The organism is Sutterella megalosphaeroides (assembly GCF_003609995.1).
GTDB classification, from domain to species: Bacteria; Pseudomonadota; Gammaproteobacteria; order Burkholderiales; family Burkholderiaceae_F; genus Sutterella; species Sutterella megalosphaeroides.
Genome location: NZ_AP018786.1, coordinates 1,218,036 through 1,240,659 on the forward strand (window position 1 = coordinate 1,218,036; position 22,624 = coordinate 1,240,659).

A 22,624-nucleotide genomic window follows, 5' to 3' on the forward strand; every position below is an offset into this window, starting at 1 on the left:
TTTTGAGCCCGGTACGCTCAGGTTGTTTCACATCCTTCGGGCGGAAGCTTTTCCTTACCGCCCGTTCGACTCAGCGACTCATCGCCACGCGAAGTGTTCGCGCACGAGCGCTTCGGGTCGTCCGCCCGCACGTTGCCAGGCTTCGGCGACGCTTCGGGCGAGACCCTCGCCCGCGCAGAGCGCGATCGTTTCGGGGCGTTCCTCGGCAAAGAGCGCATCGGGCGAGAAGCGCGTGCCGCGGCTTTCGAACACCTCCACCCGAACGCCCGCGCGTTCGGCGCGCTCGAGAACCTCGGTCATGAGGGGCTCGGAGGCCTTGTCGCGCACGCACCAGAGAAGGCGCGTCGGAGGGCGGTTCGCTTCGGGCTCGTTCGCACGGTGTTCGAGCCAGGCAATGAACGGTGCCACGCCGATACCCGCCGCAATCCACACCGAGTCGCCCGTCATCCGATCGGGCGAGAACGCGCCCCAAGGACCTTCGAGGCGCAAGGTGTCACCCGATTCGAGCTCGGGAATGCAGCCCTCCGTAAAGTCGCCGAGGTGTTTGACGGCGAAGACAAGGCGCCGCCCGTCGACGGACACGATCGAAAACGGGTGCTTTTCTCCCTTGAAGGCGCCGCTCGCGGGCGCAAGGAACGCGAACTGCCCGGCACTCGCTCGGATGGGAGAGGCCGTTTCCACGGTGACAAGCGTGACGCTTCCGCGATTTTCCGTGTTCACTACCCGCGCGTCGACGGTCTTCGAGCGTCCCGCCCCCGGCACAAGGAGCACGATCGACGCGACGCAGCCGACGACCGTAATCGCGATGTTGAGAAGTCCGTAGGGCGTGAGGAAATCGGCCGCATCCATCAAGCGCACGGAATGAACCGAGAGGCCGAGGAAGATGACGGAAAAGAGTTTGTGGGTCGTGAGCCACCGGGCGTAGCCGAGGCGCTTCACGTACGAGAGAAGCCCGAGCGCGACCATGAGCACGGTGAGCCACAGGCCCGACGTTTCGGAAAAGGGCCGAAGCGCGGCCCAAAACGCGTCGAACCCTTCGAGCACCGTGCCCGAACTCTGGGGTTTCGGGGCGGACGGAACTGCAAGTACGGTGAGAATCGGGCCCGCCCAGGATTTGACCAGCCAGTGGACGACGGAAAGCACGATCGCGGCGACGCCGAGACGGCGGTGCCAGAGGTAGAGGGCGTCGAGCGGCGTTTTCATCCAGCGCTCGATCCCGGCGGGACGTGCGGCGATGACAAGCGCCAAGGCCATCCAAAGCCAGGCGATCGTGCCTGTCACGTAGAAAAGTTCGTGAATGATCGATCGGGTCGTCACTTCGGGCGGCACGATGGCAAGGTTGATCGCCCACAGCAGGACGGTAAAAAGCGTGAGACCGGCAATGACGGCGGGGGCTCCGTGTTTGGCGGGGGAAGTGTTTTTCAACATGGTCGGCTCCTTTCGGCAGCCGTTGCCCGACGATCGGTTGGGGCCCGCAAATCTCGTCGGGAATCGGCGCTCGGCATTCGGCATTCGTTCGGGGGGAGGAGAGCCCGATGGCTCTCTCCTTGCCAACCATTCTCTCCGCGCCTCGAAACGCCGTTTGTGTCTACGGTCGGAATTTGCAAAAGCTGACGCATCGTAAAGCAGTCTTTACAGATGTATCACGGAACTAACTGTAAACACTCGAACGACGGGGGCGACTTGAGGACGCTTTTTCCAAAACGAAGAACCCCCGGGAGGCGTTTCTCCCGAGGGTTCCCGAGGCATTCAACCTTGAGCGCTCAACGGTCGACTCCGTCCGTGCGAGGTCGAATCGAGCCGTTGTGAGGAGGCTTTACGCTTCTCACGCGCCTTCGCGCTGATAGACGAAGCGCCCTGCCGTCATCGTGGCGTCGACCTTCGTACGGCGCAGCTCTTCAACGGGCATCGTGAAGATGTCTTCCGAGAGCACGACGAGGTCGGCGTAGTAGCCCGGCAAGAGGCGCCCCTTCACGTTTTCTTCGAAGGACGCGTAGGCGCCTTCGAGCGTGTAGGCGTCGACCGCCTCTTCGACCGTGAGGCACTCTTCGGGGTGCCAGCCGCCTTCGGGGGTTCCGTCGAGCGTGCGACGGGTGACGGCGCAGTAGAGGTTGTCGATCGGGTTCATGTCTTCGATCGGGCTGTCGGTGCCGAAGCTCATATGGATGCCGAGCTTTTGCATCGTGCCGAAGGCGTACGAGGTGGATGCGAGGTCCTTTCCGACGCGGTCTTCGACGATGCGGGTGTCGTAGTGGAGGAAAATCGGCTGCACGAGCGCGAGGATGTCGTTCTTCGTGAAGCGTTCGACCAAGGGACGGTCCGTGATCTGCACGTGCACGATCCCGAGGCGCAGCGGATTCGAGCCGTTCGTCACTTTGTCGTAGGCGTCGAGCATGCGTTCGACCGCGAGGTCCCCGATCGCGTGAACGGCGACCGAGCACTTGTTTTCAACAGCAATCCCGACAAGTTCGTCGATCTGCTCGGGCGTGAGGGTCGCGATCCCGGAAGTCGTCGGGTCGTCGTTGTAAGGGTGGCGCATGAGCGCGGTGCGCGCGCCGAGCGAGCCGTCGATGAAGAGCTTCAAGGGGCCGAAGCGGTGCATGGGCGTACCCGTCCCCGTCACGTGACCCGCGGCGAGGAACGCCCGATAGTCGTCGGGGTTGTGGAAGTGCGACTGATGGTAGACGCGGGTTGAGGCACCTTCCGCGGCGACGCGCTCGTAGGCTTCGAGCGTACGCTCCCAGGAGCCGGGACGCAGGTCGCAGGTTTGCACCGAGGTGACGCCCGTTTCGGCGGCGTGCGCCATGCCGATGCGGATGAGTTCGACGAGTTCGTCCACCGAGCGCTCCGCCATCAGGGCGCGGATCGGCTTGCGGGCGTTTTCGGCGAAGATCCCGTTGGGGTTTCCTTCGGCATCGCGACCGATCGAGCCGCCTTCGGGGTCGGGAGTCTCCGCCGTGATCCCCGCAAGGCGCACGGCCGCGGTGTTGGCGGTGAGGAGGTGCCCGCAGGCGCGCTCGAAGATGATCGGGTAGTCGGTCGAAATGTCGTCGAGGTCGGCTGCGGTCAAAAGACGCGATTCGTCTTCGAAGTAGTCTTGGTTCCAGCCCATGCCGTGAAGGACCGTGCCCGGGGCGGGCTTGCGCTCGGCAATGTAGCGACGGGCGATTTCCTTCACTTCGGCGATGCTCTTTGCGGTATGAAGGCGAATGTCGGAAAGCGCGATCCCCGTGTTGAGCAGGTGCTGGTGCGAATCGTTGAAGCCCGGAACGATCGTGCGGCCGCACGCGTCGAAGGTTTCGTATTCGGCGGGAGCTTGAGCAAGCACCTCTTCGTTCGTGCCGACGGCGCGAACGATCCCGTCTTCGACGAGAAGGGCCCGGGCGAAGCGCCCGCGTTCAAGGTAGATCTTGGCGTTCAGAATGACGGTGGCCATGGGGGAATCCTTCGAAAAAAGGGTCACACGGGGGTGGATGGTTGAAATGTAGAACTCGGGGAGAAGACTCCGCGCGACCGCTCCTTGGCAGTCATCGGTCGCGCGGTGTTTCGGACAGGTGCTTTAGGATTATTCGCTTCCGAGGGCGTCCTTCCCTTCGAGGGCGCGTTCCTTTTCAAGCGCGTCGTGGCGACGGCGGAAGAAAAGTTCGTAGATCACGAGCCCGCCGAGCGGCACGAGAAGGCCGAGAAGCGCCGTCACGGGATCCTGCTCGAGGGTGTTCAAAGCCAGACCGATCATGACGAGGCAGATGAGAATCGTCGTGAAGGGATAGAGCCAAACACGGTAGGGGCGCTCCATCGTCGGGTACTTGCGGCGCAACACGATCACGGAGAAGAAGGTGAGGCCGTGGAAGATGATCCCGCAGAGGGCGACGAGGCTCGTCAATTCGGAGAGCGTGCGCGAGCACACGAGAATCGAGGCCATCACCGCGGAAGCGATCTGGGCGTTCATCGGGGTGCGGTACGTCGGATGGAGCTTCGCGAGGCTCGGGAACAGAGCGCCGTCGCGGGCCATGGCGAAGTACATGCGCGGGAAGACCATGATGCAGCCGTTCAAGGAATTGAAGATGGCGAGAATCATGGCGGCACCCACGACGATCATGCCCGCGGAACCGAAGAGTTCCTTCGCGGCCGCCGTGCCGAGGTAGTAGTCGCCGCTTTCAACGAGCTGCTGAATCGTCTCGAAAGGGAGGACGCGATAGACCGCATAGTTGAAGAGCACGTAGAGAATCGCCACGCCCGTGATCGAGAGAATGAGAGCAAGCGGAATGTTGCGCTTCGGGTTCTTGATTTCTTCGGCGATCGTGTTGAGGTTCGTCCAGCCTTCATAAGCCCAGAGGGTCGCGATGACGGCAAAGCCCACCATGCTGCAGAGTTCGAGGAAGGAGGGCGCGGCATGCGTTTCCGGAAGCTCGAAGGTGAGAAGGTCGGGCGACTGCGTCCCCATGGCAAGACCGCACACGAGAATGAGCACGATCGGGAGCATCTTCAAAATCATGAAGAGGTTCTGCACGGTGCTTCCCAACTTCACACCTCGGATGTTGAGGACCGTGAGAAGGAAGATCGACGCGAGAGCGATCCCCTTTTGCACCAGGGGGTCGAGCGGATAGATGCTCGAGAGCGCCGCCCCGAACGCCACGGCCAAAGCCGCGATCGAGCCCGAGGAGGAGAGGAAGAAATTCGTGATGCCGCACATGAAGGCGACGCGTTCGCCGTAGGCTTCGCGCAGGTACACGTAGTAGCCGCCCGCCTTGGGCATCATCGCGCCGAGTTCGGCAAAGCAGATGCCGCTCAGAAGCGTCACGAGGCCGCCGATAAGCCAAACGAGGAGCGCGAGGCCGAGGTTCATCCCGGAGCGCTGCAGAACGATCGCACCGATATAAAAGATCCCGGAGCCGATCATGATGCCGGCGAGCACGGAGATGCCGCCGAAGAGGCTCACTTCGCGCTTCATTGTTGCGGGTTCGTGGGAATTGGACACGGGGTTTCTCCGAAAAAGGGGAAAAGGGTCGAAAAAAATACAAACGAAAAAGCCGCACTCACCATCGTCGGTGATGCGGCTTATAAGAGAACCCGTCCTCGGCCCGTGCGCCCGCGCCCCTTCCGAGACGACCGAAGCGCTGTCGGACGCCGAAAACGGAGGGCTCGATGTCGCAAGCTCCGCCGATAGCGCCTCCGACGAAGCGAAGCTTCGCCGGGAGTCACCGACGTATTTCGCCGGTGCCCAACGCAGGGACGCACCCGTCCGAACGTTTCGGCGGGTTGACCTTTCACCGTCGTCTCCGGGTGTCCCCTCGAACGGCTACTCATTCGCCCCGCGCCTCTATCCACAACTTTCTGTCCGATAACTTTCGCACGGCAACGCGCACTGCGGGGACGAGGGAAATCCTGTAAACATAACTTTTGTTCCATCCTTTCAGTCGCATCAAAGCGAGTGGGCGATTTGGATTAGGGGTTCTTGAGTAACTTCGGGTAGGGAATATCCCTCGAACTCGGTCGGAATGCGTGCAAGTCCGAATCGGCCGCAGGGATGCGGCCCCGTAGAATGGCCCCAAGCACGATCGGGCCCGCAAGAACGAGCCCCGACCGTACTCCGAAGAGCTTCCAAGACCTTCCGTGGTGCCCGCCATGACCCCGTCCGTCCTTTCTCCCGTTCGATCTTCGTTCCGACCGTCGTCGTTCGCGCTCGCGTGCGCCGTTGCCCTTGCGGCTTCGCTTTCGACTTCCGTCACAGCGGCGGGTTCGACCCCGACCGCGTCTGCTCCGGAGCGCGCCGCCTGCACCGCGTGCCACACGGTGACGCCCAATCTGAGCGCGCACAGCCCGCGTGAAATCCATGCGCTCCACGCGGGCGACCTTGCCCGACCCGAAGGCGACTGCCTCCAGTGCCACGAGGACGACGGACGTTTTCTCGTCGCTCGGGCGAATGCGTGCTCCGGGTGCCACGCGGACTTTGCCAAGAAAGCTCCCCACGACGCGAAAAAGCTTTCGGACGCCGAGTGTGCCTCCTGCCATACGACGGACGCCGTGCGCGCGGCGCACTTGGGCGCCAAGGAAACGACCGCGCGCGAAGGACTCAAGTCGCTCGTCTCCGTTGACGTGACCGACGCGAAAATCGTGCGCGAAGCGGATGCGGCGTATGCCGAGGTCACGTTCCGGCTCTTGGACGCCGAAGGGCAACCCGTTCCGCTCGCAACGAAAGACCCCGCGGACGCCCCGTGGATCAAGAATCTCCAGCTCTACGTCAATTGGGACGCGGAAAGCGACTTCACGATGAGTCGCGGGACGCCGATTTTCGTGAAGTCGAACAAACGCGACGTCACGCAAAAGGGGCTCGGGCGCACGCCCGCGGGCGAGCGCGAACGGACGCCTCTTTTCCGCACGGACGGCGAACATTTCACCTACCGCGTGGGCCCCGTCGTGCTTGAGGACCGCTTTTCGACGTCCTCCCCGAAAGCAGGGAAGGTGGGTGTCGTGAGCAACCGTCTGATCTACTGCTTCGACGACGCGAAAAAGCTCGCGGCGTGCGACAGCGGTCGCGACCGTAAGAACGCCGCCTGGAACGACCTCTGGGTGTTCGACGAAAAGGGGCTCGTTCCGCACGAACGCCTCACGGCCCTGCGCCCGACGATTACGTCGAACGCCAAGTGCGGGACCTGTCACGGCTACAACGCCGAGCACGACGAAACCGAAATCAATTGTCGCAGTTGCCACTCGCAGGTGACGAAGAAAAACAAGCACTACGCGGATACGACCTGCTACTCGGGGCACGACGACGAAAACGGGCGCCATACGACGCCCTTCAAGCCGAAGAGCTACGCCCCGCGCGCGATGCCGGGCTTCGGCGGGTCGACGAACGACCTGACGCTCCCGTGCGTCACGTGCCACAATCCGAATACGCCGCCCACGGCCGCGATTCGCGACTACATGACGAACGCCGATTCGCCCGATTTCATCGAGGACCTCGTGCTCTCGTACCCGGACATGAAGGTCTGGATCCATTCGCTCCATGCGGGGACGCGCCCGAGCCAGCGCGCGGAAGGCGGCGTTCGCGAAGTCAAATGGGCGAAGTCCCGCGGCGACTGCACGGCCTGCCACGAGGGCGAGAGCTTCGGCCTGGAGCGCCTCGCCAAGGTCGGTCGCCCGCTTGCGCTCGATACGGCGTACGACCCCGACTCGAACGCCCATCCTGCGGTCGACTTCACGGTGAACGCCTACGCCTCGCCCATGGCGGCGACGTGCTTCGCGTGCCACGCCTACACGCGGGACGCCTACGGGAAACTCGTCAAAAACGAGAAGGCGAAGGCCCACATCGCCGAGATGGGCGGGAAATTCGGCGTCAAGCTCGAAGACCTTCAGCCCGAACGCTGCAACACCTGCCACACGCCCGAAGCGCTCGGCAAGGCGCACGGGTTGAAGCGCTGACTGAAGCGCTGACGAAGAGATTCCGAAACCCCGAACCGCCGAGTCCGTGTTGTCTCGGGCGTCGGGCTCCGGTTCGGGGGAGCGGAATCGGGAAGCTGAAAAAGACATCGGGGCGGCGCTTGGTGCGTCGCCCCGAGAAGCGTATTCGTTGAGGGATTTGTTGAGGGACTCGTTGCGGGATCCGTCGGCTTCACGGTCGGCGGATCTTTTTCGTCGGGCCCGAAGGCGCGAAGCTCACTTCTTCTTCGCGTCGCCGCCCGCAAGATAGAGGCCCGCGAAAATCATCATGACCGCAAACGGCACGGCGGGTTCGCTGTCCGGAAGATTCATGAAGATCAAGAGGAGCGCAAAGCCGAGCGCGGCGACGCCGTACCCGACGAGGCGCCCGAAGGGGGTCGCAGACCGGGCGTCCTTACGACGACCGGTGCGCTTGCGGCCGATCGGCGACGTGAGGACGGCTCCGTCCGACGTGCCCGAACCGGTCGAACTGTTCGAGCCGCTCGAATGGCCCGAGGGGAGCGACATCACGGCATCCCGGGCGCGCTTTCGGAGGCTCTCAAGGAGTGCGGCCGTGGCGCTCGCGCGGGGCTCGTCGCTCTCTTCAAGGACCTCTTCCATGTCGGAGAGCGACATGCGGCCGCTGTTGGCGGCTTTCAAAAGCGCGGCCTGATCGGCCTGAAGGGCTTCGACGTAGGCGACGAAGTCACCGTTTTTGGGTTCGAGCGACGTCGGGTCACGCATGAAGAATCTCCCGGGAAAAGAAAGTCGAAGAGCCTAGACGGAAGGCATCCGAGGCTTTCCGCAGCGCGAAAAAACGCTCCCTTCCTCACTTCAGTATATCGGCGGGAAGGGAGCGTCGTCGGGGTTTCGGCTGCGGGTTGAGCTCAGCGCCCCTCGGCGCGCGACTTCGCGCGCAGCATTCGCAGGCCGTTCGCGACCACGATCAGGCATGTGCCCGTATCGGCAAAGACCGCCATCCACATCGTGGCATGGCCCGCAAGGGCGAGCGCCGCGAAGACGAATTTCACCCCGAGCGCGAAGACGATGTTCTGAACGAGCACCGAGTGCGTCATGCGCGAGAGTCGCACGAGGGAGGTGAGCGACGAAATCCGGTCGTCCATGAGGGCGACGTCCGCCGCTTCGATCGCGCTGTCGGTGCCGCGAATGCCCATGGCGATCCCGAGGTCCGCTTGAGCGAGCGCGGGCGCGTCGTTGATGCCGTCGCCCACCATCGCGGTGAAGCCCCGTTTCTGTAGTCGCCGGATGTGTTCGAGCTTCTCGTCGGGAAGAAGTTCCGCGTCGATCGCACTTTCGGGAAGCCCGATCGCATGTCCGAGGGCAAACGCCGCCGCACGGTTGTCGCCCGTCAAAAGCACGGGTTCGATCCCTTCGGCGCGGAGCGCCTCAAGACCCGCTCGGGCGTCGGGACGGATTTCGTCGGCAAGTTCGAATACCGCCTCAACCCCGAACGCGTCCGCAAGCGCCACGGTGGAGCGCCCCGACTTTGCCGCAAGGCGAAAGACTTCCCGCACCTCGTCCGTCGCCCAGCCGCGCTCTTCGAGTTCGGCGAGGTTGACGAGAAAGGCTTCTCCGTTGCGAACGCGCCCCTTGACGCCGCGACCGGGAAGCGCCGTAAAGTCGACGACGTCGAGGAAAGGCGTGTTGCGCTCTTCGGCGTGGCGGGCAATGGCGCGCGAGAGCGGGTGCTTGTTCATGGCGGCAAGCGACGCCGCTACCGGGAGAATCGTCGCGTCGGTGAGGCCCGCAAAGAGGTGGATGCGCTCCACGCGGGGTTCGCCCTTCGTGAGGGTCCCCGTCTTGTCAAGCGCCACCGTGCGAATGCGGCGCGCTTCTTCAAGCGGCAACCCCCCTTTGATGAGAAGCCCGCAGCGCGTCGCGGTCGCAAGGGCCGAGACGATCGTCACGGGCGTTGAAATCACAAGCGCGCAGGGGCAGGCGATGACGAGAAGGCAGAGGCCCTTGTAGAGCCACTCGACGAAGTCACCCCCGAAAAAGAGCGGCGGAACCGCGACGACAAGAAGGGCCGCGAGGAAGACGATCGGCGTATAAACGGCCGCAAACCGGTCGACGAAGCGTTGCACGCGGGATTTCGACGCCTGAGCATTTTCGACCATTTCGATGATGCGGGCGGTGAGGCTCATCGAGGCGGGTTTCGTAACGAGCACGTCGACGGTCGAGGTGAGGTTCACGGTCCCCGCCCACACCTCGTCCCCCGAGGATTTTTCAACCGGCATCGATTCGCCCGTCACGGCGGACTGATCGAGCGTCGTCGAGCCTTCGAGAATCCGGCCGTCCAGAGGAATGCGGTCCCCGGGCGCCACGCGTATGCGGGCGCCCGGCGCCACTGCTTCGACGGGCGTTTCGACGTAGCCCGCGTCGCCCTTGACGAGCGCGCGTTCGGGCGTCACCGTCATCAGGTCGCGAATCGATCGACGGGCGCGCGCCATCGAGAGCCCTTCGATTGCTTCGGAAATCTCGAAGAGCACCATCACCATGGCAGCTTCGGGCCACGCCCCGATCAGAACGCCCCCCGTGACGGCCACCGCCATGAGGGTGTTCATGTTGAGGGTGCCCTTCGTAAGCGCAAGCAGGCCCTTGCGGAAGGTGCCGAGTCCCACGGTGAAGATGGCGGCCGCGGCAAAGAGGAACCCCGCCGCCTCCAGCATCATCCCGCCCGAAATCACGCCGTATTCGCCGAGAAGCTCGATCGCTTCGGAAAGAATCGCGAAAACGAGCCCCGTGCCGTAGCGGCCCCAGGGAAGACGTTCCTCGCGGGCACCCTCCCCGTGAGCGGTCCCGGCCGCGTGCTTTTCCCCGCCCGCGAGGGGTGTCGCCTCGTAGCCCGCACGGCGCACGGCCTCGCACGCCGCTTCGACCGATTCGGCGGGCACCGCAATCGTGCGGGTCATGATCCGGAATTCATAGGAGCCGATGCCCGAACGCTTGAATTCGCGCTCGATTTCGCCCGCTTCGACGGGGCAGTCCATGGCGGGAACGGCAAGAAGCACGGTGCCCGTGCGCGGGGCGTCGACGAGCTCCGCACGGTCCCCGCCCGAGCGAAGCGCCTCAAGCACAAGTTCGGGCGTAAGGGTTTCGCGAAGCGCTTCGGACGCGAAGGTTACGGTGAGGGTGCGCGTTCCGTAGTCGGGTACGGCCGCGAGTGCCGAGGCGGCAAAGCCGTGCGATGCTGCGAGTCGCGCGAGCGCTTTCGCATAGTGCTCGAATTCGACCGGACAGCACATGTCCGGTACGCGGAATCGGAGGGTCGAGGGAAGCGGCATGGTCTCAAAATCCGAAAAAGTCGGGAGAGGGCGGGAGGCGCATCGAACGAAAAAGCACGTCCGGCCGTCTCTTTGAAAATCGTTCTGAGCGTATTGAACACCTTGAAGCGGTTACAAGGTCAAGGGGATTTTTAGGCATAATGGAAAAAACGCTCCGCGAGCCCACGGCTGCTCTCGGTCGCTTTCCGCTCTTCCCTTTTTCGACTTCTTGAAGGAGTCCGACAGTGCGCATTCGAGAACTCGCGCAGGCCACGGGGCACACGCCCGAGGCGATTCGCTACTACGAAAAAATCGGTCTCATCGCGCCCGCGCGGCGCGAGGCGAACAACTACCGCTCGTACGGCGAGGAGCACGTGCGGGTGCTCGACTTCATCCGTCACTGCCGCAACATCGACTTGGGGCTCGAAGAAATCCGAACGCTCCTCGAAGCCCGGGCGGGTACGCTCGAAGAAGCGCACTGCGCCCACGAACTCATTCACGAGCACCTGAAAGAAGTGGATGCGCGCATTGCGGACTTGCTCGAACTCAAAGGCCACCTCGAAGCGCTCGCCGCACGATGCGGGGGCGACCATTCGGACGGACGGCGCTGCGCGATTCTCGAAGGGCTCGAGTCGGGCGACGCGGAAGCGGGTTGTTGCACGAGCGAATTTCACGAGCGGCCCGAGCGAGCGGAAAGGCTCGAACGCTTCGGCGAACGCCGTTAAGCCCCAAGGCCCTCAAAGACCTTCAAAGACCGTCATAGGTTTCCTTGACCGACGGGCCTCCTTCGATATAATCGAAAAACTTTCTCATTCAGGAAAACCCTCATGACCGACGCAGCCGTTACGTTTTCCACCGCCGGCATTCTCATTGCCGTTGCGGCTCCGCTTCTTCTCACCGTCGCACTCGCTCTCGTCGCGCGCGCCGTTCCGCCCGCCGTGCGGGTTCCGGGCGTTGCGGGCGGCGTCGGCGGTTTGATGCTTGTTTTCTTCTTTTTCCTTGCCGCCGAAGCGACGTTCGTGCTCTTTCAGTTCGGGCGCGCCGCGGGCGAAGCGGCGGGCGTGATCGCGATGGACGCGAGCTTTGCCTGGCCCGCCCTCAAAACGATCATCCCGCAGGGGGTGGCCGCGGTCGGCATGATTTTGACGCTCCTCCTTTTGACCGTGGGTCGCAGCCCCGGGGCGCTCTACGGTGCGGTGGCCGCTTTCTGGGCCGCGGGGCCCGTTGCGGACCTGCTGCGCATGCCCATTCTCGGCATTCCCTTCGACGTGTCGCAAAACTTCATGGGGATTTCCGCCTTCACGATCATTGCGACCTGCTACCTCCTCTTTTCGACGCGAACGAGCCTTCTCTACGGCACGCGTTCGGGCCGCCAAATCGCCGCCCGCTACGAAGCGATCCGAAAGACGAACGAAGCGTAATTCCACGACTTTCTCGACGAGCGCCCCGACGACGGGCGCTCGTTTGCATTTTGCGGGCCCCCTCGGCAACGACGGGGCCCTGTCGGCCGGTCTGAAAACCCGAGATTCTGGCAATTCAAAAAGGAGAATTCCATGCAAAACCCGATGCTTCTCAAAAACTGCGACCTCTGGGCGCCCGAACACCTCGGTCGCCGCGACGTGTTCGTCGCGGGCGGCAAGGTCGTTGCGGTCGAACCCGAGCTCTCGATCGATTTTCCGGGGCTCGAAACGATCGACATGAAGGGTGCGAAGGTCGTGCCGGGCTTGATCGACCAGCACATCCACGTGACGGGCGGGGGCGGTGAAGGCGGCTGGCAGAGCCGCTGCCCCGAGCTCGTCTTTTCCGAGCTCGTGCGCGCGGGCGTGACGACCTTCCTCGGCGTCTCGGGCACGGACTCGATGTCGCGCTCGATCGAAAACCTGCTCGCCAAAGTGCGGGGTCTTGCCGCCGAAGGCGCTTCGGGTTGGATGTGGACAAGCAACTACGCGTACCCTCCGACGACGATCACGCGCGACGTGAAGACGGACCTCTTTGCGATTCCGGAAGTCTTGGGCGTCAAGATCGCGCTCGGCGACCACCGGTCTTCCTGGCCCACGAAGGAGGAACTCCTGCGCCTTGCATCCGAAGTGCGCATCGCAGGGATGCTTACGGGTAAGGTCGGTTTCGTGCACGTTCACCTCGGCGACCATCCGACGGCCTTCGATCTGATGGAAGCCTGCATCGCGACGGGCATTCCCGCGAAGCACTTCCGCCCGACTCACACGGGCCGTCACCCGGAAGTCTTCCGCCGCGCCTGCGAATTTGCGAAGGCGGGCGGCATCATCGACATTACGACGGGAGGAGGCAACTACCTGGGGACCGCTGCCGAAACCCTGCGCGCCGCGCTCGCCGCGGGTGTTCCCGCCGAGCGCATCACGCTCTCGTCGGACGGGCACGGCTCGATGCCGCGCTTTAACGACGCGGGCGAAATGGTGGGCCTTGCCGTGGGTCTCATCAACTGCAACAAGGAAACGATCGGCGAACTCGCGAAGGACCTCGGCCTCGAAGCGGCTCTGCGCTTCATGACGACGAACGTCGCGCAGGCCCTGAATCTTACGGAAAAGGGCGCGATCGTTCCGGGGGCGGATGCCGACTTGCTTGTCGTCGACGACGCGTTCGAACCGCAGTGGGTCTTCATGCGCGGTCGCATTGCGATGCGCGAAGGCGAACTCCTCATGAAGGGGACGTTTGAGGATTAAAATCATCGTCTCGCTTGCGATGCGCCGAAGGAACCGTTGCCGTTCGTTCCTTCGCGCTTGAGCCGTCCGAGACGGCGTACGACGATCCGGCTTGAAGGCGCCCGAAATCGGGTGTGGCAAGTCGGATCGTTGTGCTCCGGCCTCCGAACGCTCGAAAGCGTTTTTTCCGGATTTTTTCCAAGCTCATCCTCACCACGACTACTTCGCCCGGTACCGCCGGGCGCATCGGAACCACCATGTTTGCCGCCGACTCCACCGCCCGAAAAGCCACGCTCACGGGACTTCTCGCACCGCTTCTCTGGGGCATGAGCGTCGGGCTCGTGCGCGGAATCAGCGAAGACTTCGGTCTCGCGCGCGGCCTCATGGTCCTCTACGGGATCTCGGTCGTCTTTCTCCTTTTCATCCTCGGGCGCCCGAAGCTTTCCGCCTACCCGAAGAAGTACCTCTGGTTCGGGATTCCCGCCGCGAACCTCTGCTCGATTTGCTTCGGGCTCTCGCTCGCGCTCTCGGACGGGGGTGCGCAGACGATGGAAGTCGGGATGGTCAACTACCTTTGGCCCTGCCTCACCGTGGTCTTTGCGGTGCTTTTCAACGGCCAAAAGGCGCGGTGGTGGATCGTCCCCGGGTTCTTCGTCACGATCGCGGGCATCGTGACGGTGCTCGCGGGGGATGCGGGGTTCGATCCCGCGAGCTTTGCGGCCAACGTGCAGAGGAATCCCTGGAGCTACGGCTTGGCGTTCATCGGGGCGGTGGCCTGGGCGGGCTTTTGTTCGATGACCCGTGCCTGGGCGCGCGGCGAAAATCCGGTCATCGTGATTTTCGTCATCGACTTCGTGATTTTCTTCGTCCTCTGGCTTTTCGGAGTCGGAGGGGAACCGCAGACGATCGGCTGGAAGGGCGTCGTCTCGGCCGTGCTCGGCGCGATGGCGATGGGCGGAGCGTACGCCGCGTGGACCTACGGCACGATGAAGGGAAATCTCACGCTCCTTGCGATCGCCTCCTACTTCACGCCCGTGCTCTCCTGCGTCTTTGCGACCTTCTGGATCGGGGCGGATCTGACGCTTTCCTTCTGGAAGGGCGTGGCCCTCGTCGTGACGGGGTCGCTCGTTTGCTGGCACGCGACGCGCGGCTCGGCGCCCGCGACGTCGGACGAGGTCTCAACGGAAGATCGAGGAGCGCCCCTCAAGCGGGCGCCGGCGAGTAGCAAAGCCTGAAAGAAGCCGGAGAACCGCCGAATGAAGCCGAGCGAGCCGATCGATTCCAAGCGGTCGGCTCGTTCTTTTTCGCTTCGACCGGATTCGAAGCATGCGCATAAAGAAAGGGACGATTGCGTGAACAATCGTCCCTTTTCCCCCATAACGGAAGTATCCCCGCGGCGCCTTGTTTCCGCGCTTCCGTATCCCGCCGACGTGCGTCGCCTTTTTCATGCACGTCGAGGAAGACACGATCATACATGAGTCGCGGCGTTTTGTCGAATCTTTTTCGAAAATTGTCGACAAAACTCGACGAGCCGGAACCCGCGGGCCGAAGGGGACCGCTCGGGCGGGGAGGAGAAAACGTGCGGGTCCGACCCGGGACACCTGCCCGTGCGTCGCCCCCTGCAACATTTTCTCTGCCCCGGAAAGCGCCTGCGAGCGTCTCGCGTTCTCCGTCAACGCCCGTGTGTCGGGCCTCAAGGGGCGAGTCCGTCAAGATGCCCGAAATTAGGGAAGGTTGACGGAACCGATCGAGATTCGAGATTGAATTCGCGAAAACCTTAAGGAAATGGATAAGGGTATAACCCTGAAGCAAAATGTAAAAATAGGTTTACTTCTTCAACAAATCGTGGAAGAATTCGGGCCTCTCCCATTGGGACTACACCCGTCGGCGATCTCATGCGTCCGAAAACGTGGGCGATTGCTGAAAGTGTGTCCTGATTAACCTTTCAAAGCAGCAGGAAACAACATGGAGTTCGTAGAGCTTCTTCTTTTGTGTGTTGCGGTCCTTCTGATGGTCTTCAAGCCCGAGCAGGAAAAGCTCGCCTGGTGGCTGACCGTCGGCGGCTGGGCCGTGGTGGTCTTCATGTACGTCGGTCACGTGTCGACGGCCATTCTCGGTCAACTCAATCTCTAAGGCTAAGGTGACAGCATGACGGACTACTCGCAGCCCGTAAACGAAACGGACATCAAGAAGGCCAAGACCTTCTACGACATCGTCGCCTGGGGCGGTCTTCTGATCGTTCTCCTCCCGGTCGGCATCGCCAACCTCATCCTCGGCTACCTCATGGGCGACAGCCCCTGCACGCTCTGCTGGGGTCAGCGTCAGCAGATGGCCTACATCGGCGTCGTCGCTCTCTTCATGGTGCGCTACGGCTTCAAGCCGAAGTACCTCGCCATGATGCTCGTCATGGCCGCCTGCGGTCTCTACTCCTCCTTCCGCCACCTCGGCAACCACGCCTTCCGCGACGTGGGTCAGGGTTTCGGTCTCGACATCTTCGGTCTCCATACGCAGTTCTGGGCCGAAGTGGTCTTCTGGTGCGTCGTGATGCTCTTCGGCCTCGCGACCTTCCTCGCCCCGCGCTTTGACGCCCTCATCGCCGAAATGCGCGGCAAGCCCTTCCGTCCGCTCACGTCCTTCTACAAGGTCGCGTTCGGCATCGTCGCCTTCATCATCGCCTCGAACACCTTCCAGGCGCTCTGGTCGACGGGTCTTCCCCCGAACTGGGGTCAGGGCGATCCGTACCGCTTCTCGTGGGACACGAAGTACGTCAAGTGGTCGGACGCTTCCTGGGAAGGCATGTGGGCCGGCATCAACTTCCTCGGCCGCCGCGACGTGAAGGATCCGGACTTCGCCTACGCTCCGAACGCGAAGAAGCTCGGTCTTACGTTCGAACACGACGCCGAAAAGGGCCCGCTCGCCGTCAACGGCAAGCTTGCCGTGACGAACACCCGTACGATCGAAGGCGTCGACGCCAAGCTCAACACGATCGCCAAGATCCGTGGCGAATACGTGGTTGCTTCGAAGTACGACTTCTGGTTCTTGGGCGACGATCTGAAGCCCGCGATCCACGCCGCCATGGACCCCTGGTTCTCCGCGAACGTGCTCGACATCGTGGGTATGACGGAATTCCGCGACGACGCTATCGTCCTCATGGGTACGAACAAGTCGTTCCTCAAGATCCGCAAGAACCCCGAAGCCGACGACGTGACGGGTTGGCCCAACTTCACGGCCGGTCGCGATCAGGTTGAAGCGGTGGACGGTTTCGGCCGCGGCCGCATCGGCACGGAACGCGCCAAGATGTTCTACGTTCACTCCTCGGCGACCGACGGCAAGTACGTCTATACGGCCACGGTTCCCGACAACAAGGACAAGAAGACGTTCGTGATCTCGAAGGCTCTGCAGAAGGACTTCGTTCTCTCGGGCGAATTCACCCCCGAAGCTTCGATGCTCAAGGACGGCCGTACGCTCGGCGAACTCTACGTGACCGGCATGGTCTACGAAGACGGCAAGCTCTACGCCGTGTCGAAGAACTACAACGTCCTCGTGACGATCGACCTTGCGAAGGAAGCCGTTGTCGACGTTCAGGCTCTTCCCGCCGAACTCACCGACATTCGCGGCCTCGTGAAGACGGCCGACGGCTTCGAAGTGCTCGACACGAACCGCATCGTGACGCTCGGCTACGCGAAGTAATCCTTCGCCGCAGAGAGCGTTCGAGGGGGGAAGGGAAAGGCCCGCGCCAGAACCTCCCCCGCCTCGAACACCCGATGCCCCGACCGCAGTCGCTTCCTTTCGGAAGGGCTGCGGTTTTTTTCGTTCCGGTCGTTCGGTCGCACCCGTAAATCATCCCGAAAGATCGTCGGGAAAAACCGCGGGGTCGGTACGGGCGCATGCGGCCTCGCGAACCGCTCCCGCTATACTGAGAGCCGCGATATTTCGAGAAATTTTTCAAAGGATTTCCCCCGTGGCTCTTCCCCGATCCGTTCAGGATGCCGTGCGCTCGCACCGCCTTTTCGACCTCGGCCGACAGGCGCTTTCGTTTGCGGCGCACCGCATGCGCGATACGCAACTCCAGGAAGTCGCCTCCTCGATGACGCTCGCAACGCTCCTTTCGCTCGTGCCGCTCCTTGCGGTGTCGCTCGCGGTCTTCGCGGCGTTTCCGAGTTTCGAATCGAGCCGCAAGGCGCTCGAAGAGGCCGTTCTCACAAGCTTTCTGCCGCTCGAATACAGCGAAGTGGTGGTGAAGTATCTGCACGCTTTCAGTCAACAGGCCACGGGGCTCGGGGCCTTCGGTATCGGGGGCTTGTCGGTGACGGCGCTCCTCTTGATCGACAAATTCTTCGTGACCGTGAACCGCATCTTCAAGGTGCGCACGATGCGCCCGTGGTCGCAGCGGGCGGTCATCTACTGGGCGCTTCTGACGCTTGCGCCGCTCGCGATCACGTTGTCGCTTACGCTTTCGGGCCAGATGCTCAAGCTCGCCTTCGGGGAGGATGCGGGCGTTTCGCTCTTTCCGACGTGGGTGCTCGCTCTCTTTCAGATGCTTCTTCAAGGGTTGGGCTACGCGCTTCTCTACAAGCTCGTTCCCAACTGCCACGTCCCGATGTCCCATGCTCTGACGGGCGGGATGTCGGTTGCGGTCGTGGGGCAGATCGTCAAACAGGGCTTTGAAGTCTACGTGACCGCGGGAACCCTCTCGACCCTCTACGGCGCGTTCGTCGCATTTCCCGTTTTTTTGCTCTGGCTCTACGTCAACTGGATTCTCGTTTTCTCGGGGGCGGCCGTCACGGCCACGATCCCGCTTCTGACTTCCGGTCGTTACGCGGATTCCTACCGTACGGGAAACGACTTTTTGACGGGGGTGGCGCTCCTTCGCGTCATGACGGCGGAGCGCGCGGCGGGGCGGTCCTCGCTCGGCGTCGAAGAGCTCGCGGACCGGGTCGACTCGTACCCCGAGGCCGTGAGCCGGATCCTTTCGCGCCTTGCGGACGCGGGCTACGTCGGAGAACTCGCCACGGGCCGCCGGCGCCTGACGCCCGCCTGGGCGCTTTTGGCCGACCCCGAAACGAAGACGCTGCGCGAAGCCTTCCACGCGCTTTTGGTCGACCCCCACAACACGCTCGTTCGTCCCGAATCGGCGCAGCCCAAAAAGGGCGAAGGGATGCTCTGCGAGTGGTACGACACCTGGACGCGGGAGCATACGCTCGAAACCCCGTTGTCGGCTCTGCTTGAGGGAGTGAGCCTCGAACGTCGACCCGAAGGCGCAGCCGCCGTCGATTCCTCTTCTACCTCCGACGCCCAATCGGCCGACCGCCCGCCGAGCCGCGCATAAGCCGCGCGCAAAGCGAAGCCACGCTGTCGAAAGTCTCTCCCGCACGGTAGGCTTCGCTTAAGAAACGGGTGCTAGAGTGAATCGGTCACGGGGGCCCGACCCAAGGACCCCCGCCCGAGATTTCGTCCGTTCCGTGCGTTCGGTTTGCTTGATGGCGCCGACCCGTTCGGACCGACCGGCCGAGCGCCCGAACGGACTTCACCACCCGAAAAAAGAGATACACCCATGATTCGCTTTCCGTCGCTTTCCGCGCTCGGGGCCGCAGCGGCCCTCGCGACGATTCTGGCCGCCCCCGCGGCCTATGCCGGCATCGAAGAGGGCATTCAGGCCGTTCGCAACCAGAAGTTTGACGTCGCTCAGAAGGAATTCGAGAGCCTCGCCGCGAAGGACGACGCCCGGGCCATGTATTACCTCGGCGAAATGTACTTCAAGGGCTTGGGCCGCAAGGGGCCGGAACGCCTGACCGCCGTCTACTGGTGGGAAAAGGGCGCCTACCTCGGGGACGTCGAGTGCCAGCTCGCGCTCGGGAACGTCTTCCGCCAGGGGCTGGGCGTTCGCGTTCACATGCCGCAGGCCTACCTCTGGGACCTTCAGGCCGCCAAGCAAGGAAGCCCCGTCGGTGAAAAGAACGTGGGCGACTACTACCTCTACGGCAACGGCAAGCCCAAGGACGCGCTTGAAGCCGCGAAGTGGTACCGCCGTGCCGCCATGCAGGGCTATCCCGAAGCTCAGGTTGCATTGGCGAACCTTCTCCTGACGGGCGACGGGATCGAACACGACCGTGCCGCCGCACTCGTCCTCTTCAACGCCGCGGCCGCTCCCGCCGACAAGAACGTGCAGCCCGACCGCAACGCCGCGGCGGACGCGCGCATTCTGAAGGGGAACCTCTCGCCCGAAGACCTGAAGCGCGCCGAAACGCTCACGCTTGACGCGGTCTACGAAGGCCTCAAGTCGCTCGAAGATCACCCGACGCCCTGATGCGTCATTGAGCGTCATGGAGCGGCCCTGAGCCGCTCCTGATCGAAACGAAAAAGGCGTCCCTCTTTGCGAAGGACGCCTTTTTTCTTTAAGCTCGCGGGCTTCAGTTTTCTCGCCTCCCCGTGAATTTCACCACCGCGTCGCGGAGCTTCCCGAAGTCGAGGGGCTTCGCGAGGTGCCCGTTCATCCCCGCTTCGTAGATCGCGTTGATGTCTTCGAAGTCGACGTTCGCGGTGACGGCGACGATCGGAAGCGAAACCGCATCGGGACGCGTACCGGCACGCGCGCGGATCGCGGCCGCCGCTTCGAGTCCGTTCATCTCGGGCATGTTGATGTCCATGAGGACGAGATCGATCTCGCCCGGGGTCGAGGCGTCGAACCGTTCCACCGCCGCGCGGCCGTTCTCGGCCGTTTCGCTTCGGCAGCCGAGCTCGTCGAGAAGTTCCGCGAGCACTTCCTGATTGATGAAGTTGTCTTCGACGATGAGGCAGAGGGGCTTCGGCTTTTCGCCCGAAGATCCGTCCGTCTTTTCGGTCGCCTTTTCGGTCACCTTTTCATCCGCCTTCACGTCGGACGCGTCGGTCGGGTTCTTGTCGGCCGGTTCTTTCGTCGCTCCCTTTTCGGGTTCGTTCCCGGACGCGGCTTCGGGCATCACGCTTTCAATCGCGCGCGTCCCCGCCGCAGTGTCCGCCGCATCGAAGGCGACGGCAGCGGGCGGGAGGTGCGGCGCGGGTACGACCGAACCGCTCGAACCGCCCACCGCGGCCTCGAGCGCCCGCTTTTCTTCCTGCGTGAGGATCCGAAGCGGCAGCGTCACGATGACGGTCGTTCCTTTGTTGACGACGCTCTCGATCCTCACGTTCCCTTCGAGAATCTGCAGGAGGGCCTTCACGATCGGCATCCCGAGGCCCGTCCCCTGCACCTCGCGGTTCGCGTAGCGGCGTTCGCGGGCGTAGGGTTCGAAAATCGTCTTGAGGAACTCGTCGCTCATCCCGATCCCTTCGTCGCGCACGATGAAGCGGAAGACGTCCGCCCCTTCGCGCGGGAGGTGCTCCGCCGTAAAGCGGATGGTGCGCCCCGGAGGCGTGTACTTGACGGCGTTTGAAAGGAGATTGTTGAGAACGAGTTCGATCCGCACGGGGTCGCTCTCGACCGCAACGTCAAGACCCGAAAAGTCCGTGAGGAAGCGCTTCTCTTCTTTCTTCGCGGCGACATCGAAGACGTGCGCGATCTTCTCCACAAATGGCGCAAGAAGGAAGGGACGGAGCTCTGCCGTCTGGTTCCCTTCGCGCGCGGCGGCAAGCTCCAGAAGGTCGTTGACGAGCTTCAGAAGGAGGTTCGCGCCGTGGCGGATGTGCTCGAGCGCGTTTTTCGTCTTCCCGAGGTTCGCCGCGTCCGTGCCGCGCTCAAGCGCCCGCTCGGCGATCGCGGTCATGTTGCAAATCGCGTTCAAGTGCGTGCGCATCTCGTGCGACATCGAATGGAAAAAGAGCTGCTTCGAGCGTTCGCTGCGCCGCGAGGCTTCCAAGGCCGTCTTGAGAAGTTCCGTCTGCGCGGCTTCTCTGCGGTGCTGATCGGTCGCGTCCGTCATGCGAACGAGCACTTCGTCGGGAAGAAGCGTTTTGTCAAGCAGGAGCGCCAGGTTCATCCACGAACGACCGCCCCGTTGGTCTTCGTATTCGAAGGTCCCCCCGAAGGTGTGCGTACCTTCTTCGTAGAGACGCCGCAGACCCGCGAGCGTCATGTGTTTGTCGAATTCCTCAAGGTTCGAGAGCACGTAACGATGGAGGTGCGCAAGGAGCAGGGCGTAATTCCCGAATTCGGGGAGCATGCGCCGTACGCGGGCGTTCCCCGAAAGGAGTTCGTAATGGCCCGTTCGGACGTTCACGGTCGCGACGAGTTCCGACGAGCTGATCATGGCGGTCACGGTATTGGAGACGCGCTTCAGACGCCGGTCGGTTTCGGCAATGCGCACGAGCCCCCAGAGAACCGCGAGGATGAGCGCGAGGGTCCCGCCGAAAAAGACGGCGTTGAGGGTTTTGAGTTCCCGGTCGAGCTCCGTGGTGGGAACGGCATGGAGCACCCAACCCCCGACGGGCAGGGGCGACCCGTACACCGAGACGAAGGGCGAATTGGGGCCCGGCGCAATGATCAGATCTTCAAGCTTTTCGCGCGAGCGAAGGAGCTCCAGCCACTTCGGGACGTAGTCCGCATAGATCTGAAACGACGTGGAGTAGGAGCTGTTTTTGAGGAACGTTTTCCCTTCCGCGTCGGTGAGGAAGAAACTTCCGCGGGCGCCTTCTTCGGTCGCGACGGACGGGAGCTCGACTTCGGCCGGGTAGAGGTCGAAGACGAACATGAGGTCCTTCGCGCGGTTGTAGCGCGTCACCGTGATGACGGGGCGGCCCGTTTTGAATTCCTGATAGACGTTCGAGACAATCGGCTCTTCGGTCCGTTTCGCTTGGATGTACCACTCGCGCGATTCGAGGTTGTAGTCGGACGTGAGCCAGGGCGTCAGTTCCGGAATCGCAATGGCGCGCCCGCCCACCGCCGCACTGACGTTGAGCCCGTTTTTGCTCCCGAGCATTGTTTCCGCTTGCACGAGAAAGCGTCGGATCCAATCGAGGATCTCCTCGTCCGTGGGCGAGGTGCCCATCAATTTTTCGAGCTGAATGTAGCCCGCAGCCGCAATCGAGTGAATGACGGCGATGCGGTTCATCTGTTCGCCGCGGTATCCGCGCAGTTCGTAAACGCCGATGTTCTGAAAATCGTCCACGTACGAGGAGCGCAAGAGCCCGTAAAGGAGTCCGTCCGCAGCGAGGAGGACGACGATGATGAAAATGCGCAGATTGAAGACGGCGTTGAAAACGCGGCCGAAAAACGTAGGTATGGACTGGTACATCGATAAGGAGGGCGAAGCGTCGGACGAGACGGAT

The 22,624-nt window shown here is 62.9% G+C and carries 15 protein-coding genes and 1 riboswitch; of the genes, 9 read left to right on the plus strand and 6 right to left on the minus strand.

Annotated features, from left to right (window positions below):
- Positions 1 to 78: 78 nt before the first annotated feature.
- From S6FBBBH3_RS05205 to S6FBBBH3_RS05215, 3 genes are all read right to left on the minus strand, one after another.
- Entirely contained in the window at positions 79 to 1,428 is a 1,350-nt protein-coding gene (locus S6FBBBH3_RS05205) for a ferredoxin reductase family protein (protein WP_170143831.1), read from the minus strand.
- Positions 1,429 to 1,825: 397 nt separating this feature from the next.
- Complete coding sequence (locus tag S6FBBBH3_RS05210) at positions 1,826 to 3,436, minus strand: amidohydrolase (RefSeq protein WP_120176739.1); 1,611 nt, start codon at positions 3,434 to 3,436, stop codon at positions 1,826 to 1,828.
- Between the two features lie 129 nt (positions 3,437 to 3,565).
- Positions 3,566 to 4,978 carry an APC family permease gene (locus S6FBBBH3_RS05215; protein ID WP_232008840.1) on the minus strand — a complete coding sequence of 471 codons (1,413 nt, stop codon included), beginning with the start codon at positions 4,976 to 4,978 and terminating at the stop codon, positions 3,566 to 3,568.
- A 178-nt stretch (positions 4,979 to 5,156) separates the two neighbouring features.
- Positions 5,157 to 5,331, minus strand: a riboswitch (Lysine riboswitch).
- Positions 5,332 to 5,625: 294 nt separating this feature from the next.
- Between S6FBBBH3_RS05215 and S6FBBBH3_RS05220 the strand changes: the two genes are divergently transcribed.
- Positions 5,626 to 7,422, plus strand: a complete 1,797-nt coding sequence (locus S6FBBBH3_RS05220) for a multiheme c-type cytochrome (protein ID WP_120176741.1) — start codon at positions 5,626 to 5,628, stop codon at positions 7,420 to 7,422.
- A gap of 234 nt (positions 7,423 to 7,656) precedes the next feature.
- On the opposite strand, the gene S6FBBBH3_RS05225 is transcribed toward S6FBBBH3_RS05220, so the two are convergent.
- A complete protein-coding gene (locus S6FBBBH3_RS05225) occupies positions 7,657 to 8,163 on the minus strand; it encodes a hypothetical protein (protein ID WP_120176742.1) in 507 nt (168 codons plus the stop codon).
- 143 nt (positions 8,164 to 8,306) lie between these two features.
- On the minus strand, positions 8,307 to 10,724 hold the full coding sequence (locus S6FBBBH3_RS05230; protein ID WP_120176743.1) for a heavy metal translocating P-type ATPase: 2,418 nt from the start codon (positions 10,722 to 10,724) through the stop codon (positions 8,307 to 8,309).
- A gap of 224 nt (positions 10,725 to 10,948) precedes the next feature.
- Here S6FBBBH3_RS05230 and S6FBBBH3_RS05235 point away from each other — a divergent pair, with 224 nt between their 5' ends.
- The 8 genes from S6FBBBH3_RS05235 to S6FBBBH3_RS05270 all read left to right on the plus strand — a co-directional run bounded on the left by S6FBBBH3_RS05235 (position 10,949) and on the right by S6FBBBH3_RS05270 (position 19,688).
- On the plus strand, positions 10,949 to 11,428 hold the full coding sequence (locus S6FBBBH3_RS05235; RefSeq protein ID WP_120176744.1) for a MerR family transcriptional regulator: 480 nt from the start codon (positions 10,949 to 10,951) through the stop codon (positions 11,426 to 11,428).
- Positions 11,429 to 11,530: 102 nt separating this feature from the next.
- Entirely contained in the window at positions 11,531 to 12,124 is a 594-nt protein-coding gene (locus S6FBBBH3_RS05240; RefSeq protein WP_120176745.1) for a hypothetical protein, read from the plus strand.
- A 132-nt stretch (positions 12,125 to 12,256) separates the two neighbouring features.
- Entirely contained in the window at positions 12,257 to 13,402 is a 1,146-nt protein-coding gene (gene iadA / locus S6FBBBH3_RS05245) for a beta-aspartyl-peptidase (protein ID WP_120176746.1), read from the plus strand.
- A gap of 236 nt (positions 13,403 to 13,638) precedes the next feature.
- Positions 13,639 to 14,616, plus strand: a complete 978-nt coding sequence (gene yddG, locus S6FBBBH3_RS05250) for an aromatic amino acid DMT transporter YddG (protein WP_120176747.1) — start codon at positions 13,639 to 13,641, stop codon at positions 14,614 to 14,616.
- Between the two features lie 730 nt (positions 14,617 to 15,346).
- Complete coding sequence (gene dba, locus S6FBBBH3_RS05255; protein WP_120176748.1) at positions 15,347 to 15,514, plus strand: disulfide bond formation protein Dba; 168 nt, start codon at positions 15,347 to 15,349, stop codon at positions 15,512 to 15,514.
- Between the two features lie 15 nt (positions 15,515 to 15,529).
- Positions 15,530 to 17,071, plus strand: a complete 1,542-nt coding sequence (gene dsbI / locus S6FBBBH3_RS05260; RefSeq protein WP_120176749.1) for a disulfide bond formation protein DsbI — start codon at positions 15,530 to 15,532, stop codon at positions 17,069 to 17,071.
- Between the two features lie 271 nt (positions 17,072 to 17,342).
- Positions 17,343 to 18,710 (plus strand): YihY family inner membrane protein, encoded by a 1,368-nt coding sequence (locus S6FBBBH3_RS05265; RefSeq protein ID WP_232008841.1) that lies wholly within the window; start codon positions 17,343 to 17,345, stop codon positions 18,708 to 18,710.
- A gap of 225 nt (positions 18,711 to 18,935) precedes the next feature.
- Positions 18,936 to 19,688 (plus strand): tetratricopeptide repeat protein, encoded by a 753-nt coding sequence (locus S6FBBBH3_RS05270; protein WP_120176750.1) that lies wholly within the window; start codon positions 18,936 to 18,938, stop codon positions 19,686 to 19,688.
- Positions 19,689 to 19,791: 103 nt separating this feature from the next.
- On the opposite strand, the gene S6FBBBH3_RS05275 is transcribed toward S6FBBBH3_RS05270, so the two are convergent.
- A complete protein-coding gene (locus tag S6FBBBH3_RS05275) occupies positions 19,792 to 22,590 on the minus strand; it encodes an ATP-binding protein (protein ID WP_120176751.1) in 2,799 nt (932 codons plus the stop codon).
- Positions 22,591 to 22,624 lie beyond the last annotated feature (34 nt).

Excerpts from the sequence above, each read along its gene's own strand:
- dba (WP_120176748.1), top strand. The coding sequence starts at position 15,347 with ATGGAGTTCGTAGAGCTTCTTCTTTTGTGTGTTGCGGTCCTTCTGATG.
- dsbI (WP_120176749.1), top strand. The coding sequence starts at position 15,530 with ATGACGGACTACTCGCAGCCCGTAAACGAAACGGACATCAAGAAGGCC.
- S6FBBBH3_RS05270 (WP_120176750.1), top strand. The coding sequence starts at position 18,936 with ATGATTCGCTTTCCGTCGCTTTCCGCGCTCGGGGCCGCAGCGGCCCTC.
- iadA (WP_120176746.1), top strand. The coding sequence starts at position 12,257 with ATGCAAAACCCGATGCTTCTCAAAAACTGCGACCTCTGGGCGCCCGAA.
- yddG (WP_120176747.1), top strand. The coding sequence starts at position 13,639 with ATGTTTGCCGCCGACTCCACCGCCCGAAAAGCCACGCTCACGGGACTT.
- S6FBBBH3_RS05240 (WP_120176745.1), top strand. The coding sequence starts at position 11,531 with ATGACCGACGCAGCCGTTACGTTTTCCACCGCCGGCATTCTCATTGCC.
- S6FBBBH3_RS05225 (WP_120176742.1), bottom strand. The coding sequence starts at position 8,163 with ATGCGTGACCCGACGTCGCTCGAACCCAAAAACGGTGACTTCGTCGCC.
- S6FBBBH3_RS05220 (WP_120176741.1), top strand. The coding sequence starts at position 5,626 with ATGACCCCGTCCGTCCTTTCTCCCGTTCGATCTTCGTTCCGACCGTCG.
- S6FBBBH3_RS05275 (WP_120176751.1), bottom strand. The coding sequence starts at position 22,590 with ATGTACCAGTCCATACCTACGTTTTTCGGCCGCGTTTTCAACGCCGTC.
- S6FBBBH3_RS05205 (WP_170143831.1), bottom strand. The coding sequence starts at position 1,428 with ATGTTGAAAAACACTTCCCCCGCCAAACACGGAGCCCCCGCCGTCATT.
- S6FBBBH3_RS05230 (WP_120176743.1), bottom strand. The coding sequence starts at position 10,724 with ATGCCGCTTCCCTCGACCCTCCGATTCCGCGTACCGGACATGTGCTGT.
- S6FBBBH3_RS05210 (WP_120176739.1), bottom strand. The coding sequence starts at position 3,436 with ATGGCCACCGTCATTCTGAACGCCAAGATCTACCTTGAACGCGGGCGC.